Origin of the sequence: Acinetobacter sp. YH01020 (assembly GCF_013420275.1) — a bacterium.
Lineage (GTDB): Bacteria > Pseudomonadota > Gammaproteobacteria > Pseudomonadales > Moraxellaceae > Acinetobacter > Acinetobacter amyesii.
Genome location: NZ_VOYN01000011.1, coordinates 36719 through 49872 on the forward strand (window position 1 = coordinate 36719; position 13154 = coordinate 49872).

The following is a 13154-nucleotide window of genomic DNA, read 5'->3' on the forward strand; positions in this document are numbered from 1 at the left end:
GTAGCGGTATGAAGACGTTGTTTTGGCGAAGCTTAGTGGTTGTCTTTGTCATTTTAGGCTTTATAGGGGCTTTATTGCCGGGAATGCCCACGACAGTCTTCTTAATATTAGCGGCATGGGCGGCTTCAAAAGGTTGGCCTCAAATGGATGCGTGGTTGTTGAATCATCCTAAATATGGGCCAACCTTACGCGCTTGGCGCGAAAATGGCACAGTCCCACGCAAAGCAAAATGGTTTGCATCAATCATGATGTTGGTGAGTGGTCTGATTATGCTTTTTACTTCTGCACCGATTGCCGTCAAGATATTCACTGACTTAACCATGTTGATCGTTGGCATTTGGTTATGGACACGACCTGAGCCAAATCAGATACGGACTATTGAAACATCGCCGCAGACACAACCACAAGATAAAGATAAGCAGAAAGAGCAAGAGCATGTCTGAATATACCCAAGATCAAGCAGATATCCTGATTAACTTGAAAGATCAAACTTTAACTTTGCCGAAACTGAATAAGTTTTATCTAATTTCATCGGGTAAAAATGGCATTGGTGAGCAGGAAAATAGTGGAAAGACGCCACGAGGCTGGCATCAAGTGGCTGAAAAGTTTGGTGGACAACATCCTCAAAATGCAGTTTTTAAAGCACGTCAGTGGACCGGAGAGGTTTACGACGAGCAACTTGCTGCATCACACCCTGATCGGGATTGGATTTTATCTCGAATATTATGGCTCAGTGGTTTAGAACCCGGCTTTAATGCAGGTGAGGGCTGTGATACTTATCAGCGTTATATTTATATTCATGGCACACCAGATAGAGAGCCTATGGGTATACCGATGTCGCATGGTTGTATTCGCATGCGAAACAGCGATGTTGTAGAACTTTATCAATTGATTCCATTAAATGCGCTGGTTTACATCACTGAACATTGAACACGTCGTTAAAAGCACAAGCCATGAAAACAGAAGTTCATGACATCAAACCATGGGTTTGAAGAATTAAAGTGAGTTTGAAAGGCGTTTTTTTGTCAGGACTTTTGTCAGGACTAATGCTCGCAAACTAACAGAAAATCGTGTTTGAATGTATTTTGTACACTAAGGTGTTTTAGAATGCAGTGTGTGTGGTGAATTAATCGTCGGTTCGCTGAATGATTAGTAATGAGTCCACGCGAAAAACTGTTTTTTATGTGAATGATGCAGAATATAAGTCATATTTTTAGTAATAAATTTACAGGTTTATAGCTAAAAAATGTTCAAAAATACTGATTTTTCCGCAATATAACTTATTTTTTAATCACTCAAACAGAAAAAGTGGAAAAGAGTTAGAAAAGCGTTTGACAGACCGTGAGGATTCTCTATAATGCACCTCATCAAACGATGAACATGTTTTGAAAAGGGCGCTTAGCTCAGTTGGTAGAGCGTCTGCCTTACAAGCAGAATGTCGGCGGTTCGATCCCGTCAGCGCCCACCAAACCTTTTCAGAGTTAAGATATTTAGAGTGCAGCGGTAGTTCAGTTGGTTAGAATACCGGCCTGTCACGCCGGGGGTCGCGGGTTCGAGTCCCGTCCGCTGCGCCACTTTAAATCTTAATTCGTTTGAACCACAATAGCGACATTGTGTAAGTGCAGCGGTAGTTCAGTTGGTTAGAATACCGGCCTGTCACGCCGGGGGTCGCGGGTTCGAGTCCCGTCCGCTGCGCCATTTACATGATAGACCTTTTGAGGGCGCTTAGCTCAGTTGGTAGAGCGTCTGCCTTACAAGCAGAATGTCGGCGGTTCGATCCCGTCAGCGCCCACCATATTTTTTGCGATGCAGCGGTAGTTCAGTTGGTTAGAATACCGGCCTGTCACGCCGGGGGTCGCGGGTTCGAGTCCCGTCCGCTGCGCCATTTAAAAGAATATAATTGTTGTACCCTTTAAGGGCGCTTAGCTCAGTTGGTAGAGCGTCTGCCTTACAAGCAGAATGTCGGCGGTTCGATCCCGTCAGCGCCCACCATATCTTTATGATATTGGTTGTGTTTCGAAAGAAACTACGTGATGCAGCGGTAGTTCAGTTGGTTAGAATACCGGCCTGTCACGCCGGGGGTCGCGGGTTCGAGTCCCGTCCGCTGCGCCATTTATCTTAAAAATCTCTGTTCAAGAGAATGCCTTTAGAAAAAATCTTCGATTTTTCTCTTGCGCTCAGACAAAGCTTCGCTTTGTTACTCTTCGCTCAGGGCGCTTAGCTCAGTTGGTAGAGCGTCTGCCTTACAAGCAGAATGTCGGCGGTTCGATCCCGTCAGCGCCCACCATATTCTTCTATAGAAACTTCTTTCTCCAAAAGCTTGCCTAAATTTTCTGATTTACATAGAATCCGCTCTATAATAATTTTAATATTGTATGTGATCTATGAGAAATCCATATCAGCGCAAGGCAGCGTCTAAAACTCAAACTACAAATTACAATCCTCAAGAAACCTATAAACAATTTATTGAAAATATGGTCGCTCAAGGTGGCGTGATTGCGTTATATCAAGATGGTTGGGCACTTTGTGCGACACCTACAGGTCAACGTTCCTTCGCCATTTGGCAAAACCGTGGTTTGGCACGTTTATTAATTAAAGACAATTGGTCCAATTATGAAATTCAGGAAATTTCATTAAAAGACTTTATCGAAAAAGTCATTCCGTTTTTACGCAGCGAGAGCACTACGGTGTCTTTAGATTTGACCCCAGAAGGGCAAAATATTTTGGTTGCACCTGAAAAGATGCTGTTAGATATTAAAAATTATTTATATCAAGTCTACCAGCAGCGACCAGAAATCTTTGAAAACCTTAAAATTCCTTTGCCACGTAGCATTCGTTTAAATTAATGGTTTATTTACAGCATAAAAAAGCCCTTGTTCACTAATCGAACAAGGGCTTTTTTTAATATTCGTTGAGTACAAATCCGCTCAAAAAGGCAAAATATTCTCGTAGCCAAGAATTGTAGCGGATGTACAGCGGTGTTGGCGCTGCAATGGTATACACCTGTGTATAGCCTAACTTTCGTGCAATTGCTTTTGCACGTGGGAGATGAAAATCACTACTGGCAATCGCAATGGGGGCATCAAGCGAAATCTGATGTCGTTTTAAAATCATTTTACTATTGATCAGATTGAATTCTGTACTGGTACTTCTGCTTTCTTCATATATGCGTGCGGCTGAAATATCATAGTGTTGAAGTAAATAGCGTTTCATGACAGAAGATTCGGTCATTTTTTCATTAAAGCCTAAACCACCCGTCATGATCATAATTGTATTGGGCTGTTTCAAGGCATACGGTGCTGCGGCATCGAGACGTGCCTTTAAGGTCGGAGAGGGTTGACCATTTTCAATACCGCTACCCAAAACAATGATGGCTTGGACGGAAGTAAATGGCCTGGATTGCTGGCTATTGAAGTGTAAATACGCAAAAAACAGCAAAAGGCTCAATAGCCAAAGCCAAAACAACCACCATGCAGCATGCCAGAGCCTTTCGAGTTTGGGAGATTGATCTAAAATATTGTGGATTTGCGTTGCAAATAGTCCAGATAAAAGAAAAATACACCCAATGACTAAGGGTAAAAGAATGCCTAAATGAATTTTATCTAATGTAAGTAACCAAATGGCGTCTACGCAGAGCAGCAAGCCTACACAAAGCAGTAGTATTCTTTTCATGCAAAAAATTAAAGCAGTATTCGTATTTGGCCTAAGTATAGCGTGAAAAAAACCAGACACGAGGTCTGGTTTTGAGTTGGGGCTATTGATTAGTAAACATCTTATTAGTAAACATCACGGCAGTAACGTCCAGCTTGACGCAGTTCAGCCACGACATCTTCACCTAATATATCAATCAGTGCGTGGTCAACGTCCGTTGCCATACCGTTGATACTACCGCAAACATAGATCACGGCACCTTGTTCTACCCATGATTTTAATAAGACCGCTTGATCACGTAGCTCATGATGCACATAGCGCTTCTCCGCTTGATCACGAGAGAAGGTGAGGTCTATGCGTTGTACTAAGCCCGTGTTTTGCCATGCTTCAATGATGTCTTGATAAAAGAAATCATGTGCGCGTTGGCGCTCACCAAAAATCAGCCAGTTTTGCGTATAGTCTTGACGAACTCGTGTATGTAACAGGCTGAGTAAACCAGCAATACCTGTACCGTTACCAATACAAATCACAGGACGATTATCTGCAATCAGATGGAATGATTCATTGGTACGAATACGCAGTTGTAGTGTGCTATTGATCGCAGCATGTTGTGTTAACCACCCTGAGCCTAAGCCAAGTTCACCATCCGCATTGGACTGCTGACGCACCACTAAGCGTAATACTTGCTGACTTGGAATACTGGCAATGGAGTATTCACGAGTTGGAAGCGGTGGAAGCTGTTCAAGCAAATGATCAAGGTTGGCAAAGGGTTCAACATCCGTATTTAGGTTACGATCCCATAATGCATCTTCAATACGTTGCTGAGTAGAATCAACCACTTGCTGACTTTGAATTTGGTACTTTTGCATGAAGTTTGCAATACGTTCAGCACTATTACCCGGCTGAATCTCTGCAATATCACCCGCTTGCCAATTGGCTTCATGTTGCGGTTTTAACTCAATATTAAATGCAGGTGCACCTAAACTGTTCGGGTTGAGTAAATCACGTTTGCTCAATGTCCATGCATCAAAAGTTTTTTCAATTTGCATGTGCTGAAGTTCAAGTTTAGTCGCTTTGGCTAAAGCGCTATTCCATGCTTGAATGGCTTGGGTGTCGCCATTATTGACTTCAATCGTGTTAAATAGGGGCTTCGCAGCATTACTTTGCATCCAGCGATGAATCGCATTACCAAAGCTACAGAAAGTATCGGGATATTCTTCAGAACCTAGAGCTAATACGGCAAACTGAACATGACTCAAATCGAGGTTTTGTGTCATCAGTTTATGTTCAAAGCTTGAAGCAAGGTCAGGTGCTTCGCCAGTGCCATAGGTACTTGCAACAAATAAAACCTGAGAGGCTTGCGTTAATTCATCTGCTGAAAGTTGCTGAACAGCTTTCACTGTGACAGGCTGACGAGCCTCTTGCAAGCTTGTTGCTGTACGCCATGCCAATTGTTCAGACTGACCTGTTTGTGATGCATAGCAAATTAACCAAGGCTGTGCATTGGGGTCGATGGTAACTGGTGCTAAGCTTTGACGGGCTTGCTGTGTCAGTTTTTTCTGTTTACGACGTTTGAGATAGAGCATCCATCCTGTGACAAAGAACAGCGGCATCATGAGGGATGCAATAACCACAAAGAACTGATAAATCGGTCCGAAGAAACTACCACGATGCACAGGCAACATGCTGGTCATGATTTTTTCATTCAACTTTTTATCTTCGTATAACTCGATATCGGTGAGTGCAGACGTTTGGTAGTTATAAGTCGCTTTGTTGCGAGCACGCTCATGTTGAGGGACTGCATCGACGAAGTTAATCTCTAATTCACCATTGGCTTTTTTCGGAATATTAAAAGTGACACTTGAGTATTCACGACCAATATTTTGATTAAAGCCGTTCCAACTTTGCGTAAGAGCAATATTTACTTGTTTAGGTTTTAGACCACGTTTTTCTCCGCGACCTTCAGCACCATGTTTGTTTTCTTGAGAGCCGTGTTCAGAGGGACTCGACGTTGCAGGGTTTCTTTCAGAACGTGCTTGGTGTTCACCACGAGTTTGTCCTGCTTCAGTGGCTTGTTTTTCAGCGCTTTGCTTTTCGCCCGCCTGTTCAGCAGGTTGTCCATTCGTTTTTGGACCTTCTTGCAATTGGGGCTGTGGACGTTCAACGCCCATGACTTTAAACATGCCATTACGCCACCAATCATAAGACCAGTACAGACCTGTACATGCCAAAATGAGATAAAAAACAATCACCCATGTGCCGACGACTGCATGTAAATCCCATAGGAAATTACGTCCTTTGAGCTTCGGTTTTACTGCAAGCCATTGTTTTACAGAATGTCTTTTTGGCCAGCGCAGATATAAACCACTCAATACAAAATAAATCAGCATGAGTGTACATGCGCCCGTAATTTGTTTACCTACAGGGCCAACGGTTAAATTACGGTGTAGTTGCTGTACAAACTGGAAGAATTTTTGACCTTTGATTTCAGGTAAAACTTCGGCTGTATAGGGGTTAACCATCATGTTATAGCCACGACGAGCACCTTCTTTGACAATATTCACGGTACTTGAGGCGGTAGCATCTGAGGCAATAGAGATGCTGTTAATTTTCATGTCAGGATCAGACTGACTAAAGTGCTGATAAAGCTCAGCAGGGGTTAGTTTAGGCTGCTGTTGAGCCTGAACCACAAAACTGTCCTGATTGATTGCTTTAAGTATTTGCTGTTCATAGGAATAAATGGCACCTGTAACCCCCATAAGCGAGAGTATTAAGCCGGCACTAATCCCCAAGAACCAGTGAATCTGGAAAAGGGTTTTCTTAAACATGATGAATTTAATATTGATAAAAGGTTGCTGAATTGCGACGAATTATAAACGATGATTTAGTGGAGAATGTGGAAAAAGTAAGTAATATTCATTCTCATTATTGTAATTATCAATAATTATTCAAAAATTAAACACATAAAAAAACCTCCAAAGAGAGGAGGCTTTTTATACACAAATGTCTGTTAGGCTTAAATTGGTTTAGCAGGGCCTACAGTTTCATTTAAATGTTTACGAATGGTCGAAAATGGAAACTTCTTGCTATCCATACGTTTAGGCAAGATGTATGCGCCGTCTTGACCCTTTACTTTAAAGTTCAAAAGGATGAAGTCTTTGGTGTCATACCATTCATGAATGTCTTTCCAACCGACAGTCATCGTCCCCATGTTTGTGCCCATACGTTGCTGCATAGAGATCCCATGCGGCTGAACACCCATACGAATGCCTTTAATTTCTTGTACAGGGACTTCGTTCAGTTTGCGTTTCGCATACCATTCGATACCGAATTTACGCACAAGGAAGTAAATCACGACACAGACAATAGCTACCCAGCAAAATACTGTTGAATAGTTCTTAATAAAGATGAGGCCCAAGAGTGCCAGTGCAAGAATTGCACCCATAATTAGCCATGCTTTTTTGCCAATTTTGAAGTTACTGCGAGACAGAACAAGTTGAGCATAACGTTGTTCTTCTTCAGAAATTTCATAAGCCACTGGCTCTAGCGTGTAGGCATATAAATTTTTTGCGGTCATAGTGAAAGTAACAGATTTAAAACTGTAAAAAGTTTAGCATTATTTATACCAATTCAGTGAGTATATTGTTCCAAAATCATCCAAATTATAGTGAAGCCAGTTCCGTCGATGCTTGATCATGCTCATGACTGAGATTTTGTTTCAATTGGCTAAATTGGTTCAACACGTTAAACATCAAAGAAAGCTGTTGTAGCACAATCAAGGATTTTTGATCTTCCTCACTGTTTTGTGACAAACGCTGACGGATTTCTTGCAACATATTTTGCGCAGATAAGTCTGGAACTTCGTCACGCAGCAATGCACCTTGAATGTCATCTGTGGCTTTATCCAATAAGGTTAAGACCTGTTGGTCTTGAATTTTTTCACGATGCGCACCCAAGGCTGCGATATAACTAATAAAGGTATGATTGAGGCACAAAAACTCAAAGGCTAAAGCTTTTTGAGTCGGATCGGTATCGGGTTCGGTGGCTAAAGTGGAAATCAGTGAAGCCACTTCTGCATCGGTATTATGGGCTGCACGACGGACCACACGATAATTCAACCCGTTATTACGACCAGATTTGTATTGTTCAACCACTTCGGCCAAATAATCACACTGCGCTTGAATCGAACGGCTGATGGTTCGAGGCAGGCGACGGAATTTCCAATCTGGGAAAATGAAACTCACACCAAACCATGCCAAGGCACAACCAATCAGTGTATCAATCATACGCGGCATAGCTGCGGCAAAACCCATGCCATCTAAGTTAAAGTTGATCAGCGCCAAAATGGTAATAAATGCAGTAGCTTGTGCATATTGCTTACTGCGTAATTCAAAAAACAGTACGCCACTTAAAATGAGCAGTAATAACTGACCTTCGACAGAAGGGACAAAATATAAAATTGCATAACCTAAAATAATCCCGACCAATGTGCCAATGATACGTAAATAGAGGCGGCGCTTGGTGGCGTTAAAGTTCGGCTGGCTGACAAACAGGGCAGTCAATAAAATCCAATAGCCATAACTGATATTGGTCACTTGGACAAAAATATAACCAATAAATAACACGGTCGATAAACGCACAGCATGACGGAACAGCACCGACTCAGGGCTCAAATGTTGTTTGAATCGAATGACGATGTCGTCCCAACCTTTTAAATCATCATCTTTTAAACGATTTTCAATCAGGGCTTGTCGGTCAATATAACGCTCGGTTTCGACGTTACGTAATTGCGCATCTATGCCTTTTAGGTTTTGGTATAAAGCAAATAAAGAGTTGATCCAAACTTCATCATATTTTTGCTCTTCACGCAGCTTTTCGAGTGACAGTTTTAGATTGTGGAATGCATGTTTAAAGCGTTGATTATGATGATAAGGTTTTCGCTGTAAGATGCTGATACTCAAATCTTTACAGGCTTTTCCTTGAATCGAGAGCACGCGTTGAAAGCGAAATAAAATATCACTATGTTCAAAAATACGGGTCAATTTTTGATAATCAATATGTGCGGAATCGGCACGTTCATGAATGTCTTGCGCGACAAAATAATATTGCAGGCTACGACGTGTATCTTTTTGTCCACGGTCGCCTTTTAAACGCGTTAATAAGGCCGTTTTCATATCGTTGAAAATGCCAATCAATTTGCCATTTTCGAGCGACAGCTCGATCAAACTTTGCTGATAACTTTCCGGTGTCATATCGACATCAAACAAGTTAGATTTTGCAAATAAGAAGTCACCTAGAGACGAATAGCTTTGCGCCAATTTGTCCTGAACTTGACGCACTGGAAACAGCAGAAAGCTCAAAGTCGAAAGCAGTCCATACCACATCGCACCGATGACCAATAAACCTGCTTGTGTATACCAATTTTCAAAAAGTTCGACCCCAAGCATGGAATACACGGAGATCACCAAACAACCATAAGAAATGGTGGCATAGCGACGACCCAATGAACCCAAAAGAATCCAACCGATACAAGAAACGATCAGGCCTAATGCAAATAAAATCGGATGCGGGGACAACAGATAAATGGATACCGCAGTAATAAAGAACCCAATATAAGTATAAATTTGATTGAGCACACGGACTGAAAAGCGGTCATCGATATCACTTAGACCTGCGGCAACCACACCCAAGGTGAGGGGAATGGTCATCAATTGCTGATCTAAAAAATATGGGACAAAGGCTGTTCCTGCGAAGGCAATGACCATGCGCAAGTTATACATAAAGGTCGTGTTATAGGTTGCTTGTTTCAGTCGTGCGAGCCAGGCGTTCAAAATTATTCCTTTGCTAAAGCGATGGGGCAGTAAGCAATGTGTATCGTGTGAATTTTCACATTGAAGCCAAGAAATAATACTATGTGCAGTGTAAACTTGTCTGCAAAACTTGCTTGCGATAAATGAATTATTCTTATGAAAAGCGCCGAATCACAAAAGGAATTTTCTCAACGCTGGATCGTCTTATTGGCGTTGCTGACTGCTTTAGGGCCACTTTCAATCGACATGTATTTGCCTGCTTTGCCTCAAATGGCCGACGATTTTGGTGTCACAACGCAACAAGTGGCCAATAGTCTTCCAGCGTATTTCTTGGGTTTGGCGATTGGCCAGTTAATTTATGGGCCAGTCAGCGACCGCATTGGGCGTAAAACACCGCTGTATTTCGGTTTGGTTTTATATATTTGTGCCAGTTTTCTATGTGTCTTTGCCAATAGTGAATGGAGCTTGATCGCGGCTCGCGTTTTGCAAGCCTTGGGTGGCTGTGTTGGTGTGGTGATTGCCCGTGCTGCAATTCGTGATCGCTTAAGTATGCAAGCTTCTGCTCAAGCCTTTGCGAGTATGATGATCGTGACAACAATTGCACCGATCATTGCACCTACTTTAGGCGCATGGGTATTGCAGGTGTTTGAATGGCAATACATATTTGCGGTATTGGTGCTTGTCGGTATTTTTTGTCTTTTCTGCGTACATTTTTTCTTTCAAGAAACCCTGCCTGTTGAGCGACGCTTAAAATTAAGTTTGAAACAAGTCTTAGGTTTATATGGTGCGATTTTACAGGACGAAACTTTCCGTAAACCGATGCTCACAGGCTGTTTTTCTGGCGCAATTTTATTTTGTTATATCAGTGGCTCATCTGCCATTTTAATGGATGGTTATGGTCTGAGCCAACAGCAATTTGCTTATGTATTTGGGGCGAATGCTTTAGGGATTATGGTGTTTTCAACCCTCAATAAGAAACTTGCAAATCGACTGGATGTTCGCCATCGTTTGCAATTGGGTAATGCACTCCAATTGTGTGGTGTGCTGATCTTATTGGCGGCAGGATTATTTAATCTTTCCTCTATCATTGTTGTAATGTTGGGCATGTTCTTATGTGTTGCTTCAATCGGCTTCACTGGTCCAAATGCGATGGCATTGGCGATGTCTGAACAAGGCTCACGAGCTGGCACAGCCAGTGCCATTATGGGAAGTATGCAATTTGCCTGTGGTCTATTGGCCGGAGTGTTTTTGAACTTTTTAGTATGGTCAGCGCTGATCAATATGGCCCTGATTATGTTGCTATTTGTAGTTGTTGCAATGATTACTATGCGCAGTTTAAAAGCTTCAACGATGGGGTGAGCTGAATGCAGGTGATGATGTTTAGGTCATTTGACTTAAACGTCGGTCATCAACGTACTAGTATTTTGATCAAATATCCGCGTCACTCATTATAAATGTTCATCATCCATAACGATGAATGAGGGTGCTATTTTCCCATTGTGAGGGCAGTATCTGTTTACTCGAAATTTATCTCTAAACAATCATCCACTTGAAAATAAAAAGTGAAACGGTGGATCGCTGTAGTCCCATTGTAATGAAATAGAGCAACTGATAAATAAGTATTATTTGCATTAAACACAGTGCTTTATGCTAGATCACTACATATCGAATGCCTCTATCGGTAATGTGTCGGATTTTATCGTTTTTATGACATACCTATAGGGTATGGATATTTACCTTTAAGGTATGAGTGTTGAGCTTTTTTGCCATCTGAATCGGCTAAGTCTGAATTTTAACTAAATATTTCAGTCTATTTTCAGTGATGGATTCAGCGTTTTTGCTTTTTGCTTTCAAGTATTTCGTTATTAAGGGCTGCAAGTTGGGACTTTAATGCGACTAAAGCACGGATATGCAGCTTGAAATTTGTCCGCTCAAATAGGCGAATAACAAAGCGCCCAGAGTTAGGGCATACAACAATGACAGGACAATAGAGAGCTTAGGATGAAAACTCAAACTGTATTCCACCCAATGAAAACCCTTGTTGTTGCCATGAGTTTGGCTACGGTCTCAATGGCTCATGCAGGCAGCAATACTTCTGAAATTGAACAATTACGTGCAGAAGTTGCAGAACTGAAAAGTTTGATTAAAGCGCAGCAGCAAGTTCAACAACAGCAACAAACAGAGATTCAGCAAGTTAAAGCGCGTCCTGTTGCACCACCACCGCCACCAGCTACTCCAGCTGCAAGCTTGAAATCTAAAACAGGTGCAGATGTAAGTCTTTATGGTTTTGTTCGTGGTGATGCAAACTACATCATTGAAGGTGCGGATAACGACTTCAACAACGTACATACGTCTAAAGAAGAAGCACGAGATAAACTTCGCGCAACTGCAAAAACCACACGTTTTGGTTTAGATTTTACAGCACCTGTCGGTGGTGATAATAAAGTGGGCGGTAAAATTGAAGTCGACTTTGCAGATGCAAGTGGTTCAAATGATGGACTTCGCTTACGTCACGGTTACTTAACCTTTAACAACTGGTTATTTGGTCAAACGACATCTAACTTCTTGTCTAGCCATGCACCAGAAATGATTGATTTCAATACAAACTTGGGTGGTGGTACTACACGTATTCCTCAAGTTCGTTATAACTACAAATTAGCTCCAGATACTCAACTATTTGTTTCTGCGGAAGAAGGGGATAGTAAAGGGACTGTTGCTGCAGATCCGACATATCGCCTTCCAAACTTAACTGCCAAAGTGACTCAAGGTTTTGCTGCAGGTAAAGGTACCGCTTCAGCTCGTGCATTGGTTGAAAACTACAAATCTAAAGCTGCGGATGATACAGAAACAGCTTGGGGTGTAGCAGCGGGTGCATCTTATGCAGTGACTGATCAATTGAAATTGAATGGTGATGTCTCGTATACAGAAGGCAACAGCAACTATTTATATGGTTCTAACTCGGCTTACTCTGTTGTAGATGGAAACATCGAGCAAAACAAATTCACTGCTGTACAAGTGGGTGCAACTTATAAGTTTAATGAAAAACTACGTTCGACTTTAGCTTACGGCGCGCTATTTGCGGATGATGGCAGCGCGTATGCGAAAGATGCATTGAATTCAAATGCGAACGAAGAAGCACAGCAAGCTTGGATTAACTTTATTTACGCACCTGTAAAACCAGTTGAACTTGGCTTGGAATATGTGAACGGTAAACGCAAAAACTTTGCTGGTGAATCTTATAACGATGACCGCGTTGGCTTAATGGCTAAATATAGCTTCTAAGCTCAAATCATCGATCAGAATCGATCAAAAAAGCCTGACTTAGTTCAGGCTTTTTTTGTTTAAACAGAGGATGTATTAACACAAATGAACTCACAGCACTAAACAGATAGATTCATTAAATCGCCTGAGTCATGATGTCGTACTGGTTAAAGCAGGCGTTGAACCACGTACAGTGTATAGATCACGCTTAAATCTTTAATATTTTATATAGATAAAAAATACGAATGCATTTAAATAAAAACAATTGGATATAACTTTAAATTATAGAAAAATTAACTTTTTGTAATAAAAAGTACTGAAATTTTATTGTTCAGGCTGCATAATGTGCGACTTTTCAGAAATAGTGCGAAACAGTACAGACATACACAATGTTCTGTCATTAAATTTGCTTCATTTGAGGCTGTTTCTCAA

At 41.6% G+C, this 13154-nt stretch carries 9 protein-coding genes and 8 tRNA genes; 13 read left to right on the forward strand and 4 right to left on the reverse strand.

Features of this window, described 5'->3' with window-relative positions; translation table 11 throughout:
- The first annotated feature begins 8 nt into the window (after window positions 1–8).
- From FTT85_RS06415 to FTT85_RS06465, 11 genes are all read left to right on the forward strand, one after another.
- Entirely contained in the window at window positions 9–443 is a 435-nt protein-coding gene (locus FTT85_RS06415) for a YbaN family protein (RefSeq protein ID WP_180183143.1), read from the forward strand.
- Window positions 436–930, forward strand: a complete 495-nt coding sequence (elsL, locus tag FTT85_RS06420; protein WP_180156266.1) for a cell wall-recycling L,D-carboxypeptidase ElsL — start codon at window positions 436–438, stop codon at window positions 928–930. The genes FTT85_RS06415 and elsL overlap by 8 nt, the downstream gene beginning before the upstream one ends.
- A gap of 462 nt (window positions 931–1392) precedes the next feature.
- A tRNA-Val gene (locus tag FTT85_RS06425) sits at window positions 1393–1468 on the forward strand.
- Window positions 1469–1497: 29 nt separating this feature from the next.
- Window positions 1498–1574, forward strand: a tRNA-Asp gene (locus tag FTT85_RS06430).
- Window positions 1575–1621: 47 nt separating this feature from the next.
- A tRNA-Asp gene (locus FTT85_RS06435) sits at window positions 1622–1698 on the forward strand.
- A gap of 21 nt (window positions 1699–1719) precedes the next feature.
- Window positions 1720–1795 (forward strand) — tRNA-Val (locus FTT85_RS06440).
- A gap of 13 nt (window positions 1796–1808) precedes the next feature.
- A tRNA-Asp gene (locus tag FTT85_RS06445) sits at window positions 1809–1885 on the forward strand.
- Between the two features lie 31 nt (window positions 1886–1916).
- Window positions 1917–1992, forward strand: a tRNA-Val gene (locus tag FTT85_RS06450).
- Window positions 1993–2035: 43 nt separating this feature from the next.
- Window positions 2036–2112, forward strand: a tRNA-Asp gene (locus tag FTT85_RS06455).
- 99 nt (window positions 2113–2211) lie between these two features.
- Window positions 2212–2287 (forward strand) — tRNA-Val (locus tag FTT85_RS06460).
- Window positions 2288–2384: 97 nt separating this feature from the next.
- Window positions 2385–2846, forward strand: coding sequence for a DUF2750 domain-containing protein (locus FTT85_RS06465; RefSeq protein ID WP_078191441.1), 462 nt, complete (start codon window positions 2385–2387; stop codon window positions 2844–2846).
- 55 nt (window positions 2847–2901) lie between these two features.
- Here FTT85_RS06465 and FTT85_RS06470 read toward each other — a convergent pair whose 3' ends face one another.
- The 4 genes from FTT85_RS06470 to yccS all read right to left on the reverse strand — a co-directional run bounded on the left by FTT85_RS06470 (window position 2902) and on the right by yccS (window position 9482).
- A complete protein-coding gene (locus tag FTT85_RS06470) occupies window positions 2902–3672 on the reverse strand; it encodes a YdcF family protein (RefSeq protein WP_180183144.1) in 771 nt (256 codons plus the stop codon).
- Window positions 3673–3776: 104 nt separating this feature from the next.
- Window positions 3777–6479 (reverse strand): PepSY domain-containing protein, encoded by a 2703-nt coding sequence (locus FTT85_RS06475; RefSeq protein ID WP_180183145.1) that lies wholly within the window; start codon window positions 6477–6479, stop codon window positions 3777–3779.
- 188 nt (window positions 6480–6667) lie between these two features.
- Window positions 6668–7228, reverse strand: a complete 561-nt coding sequence (locus FTT85_RS06480; RefSeq protein WP_180183146.1) for a YcxB family protein — start codon at window positions 7226–7228, stop codon at window positions 6668–6670.
- An 85-nt stretch (window positions 7229–7313) separates the two neighbouring features.
- On the reverse strand, window positions 7314–9482 hold the full coding sequence (gene yccS, locus FTT85_RS06485; RefSeq protein WP_180183147.1) for a YccS family putative transporter: 2169 nt from the start codon (window positions 9480–9482) through the stop codon (window positions 7314–7316).
- Window positions 9483–9617: 135 nt separating this feature from the next.
- Between yccS and FTT85_RS06490 the strand changes: the two genes are divergently transcribed.
- Together FTT85_RS06490 and FTT85_RS06495 are read left to right on the forward strand one after the other, a co-directional pair.
- Window positions 9618–10820: a multidrug effflux MFS transporter gene (locus FTT85_RS06490; RefSeq protein ID WP_180183148.1), complete on the forward strand. Its 1203-nt coding sequence runs from the start codon at window positions 9618–9620 to the stop codon at window positions 10818–10820.
- 642 nt (window positions 10821–11462) lie between these two features.
- The gene (locus FTT85_RS06495; RefSeq protein WP_180007538.1) at window positions 11463–12743 is read left to right on the forward strand and encodes a DcaP family trimeric outer membrane transporter; all 1281 of its coding nucleotides are present in this window, start codon (window positions 11463–11465) and stop codon (window positions 12741–12743) included.
- The last annotated feature ends 411 nt before the right edge of the window (window positions 12744–13154 follow it).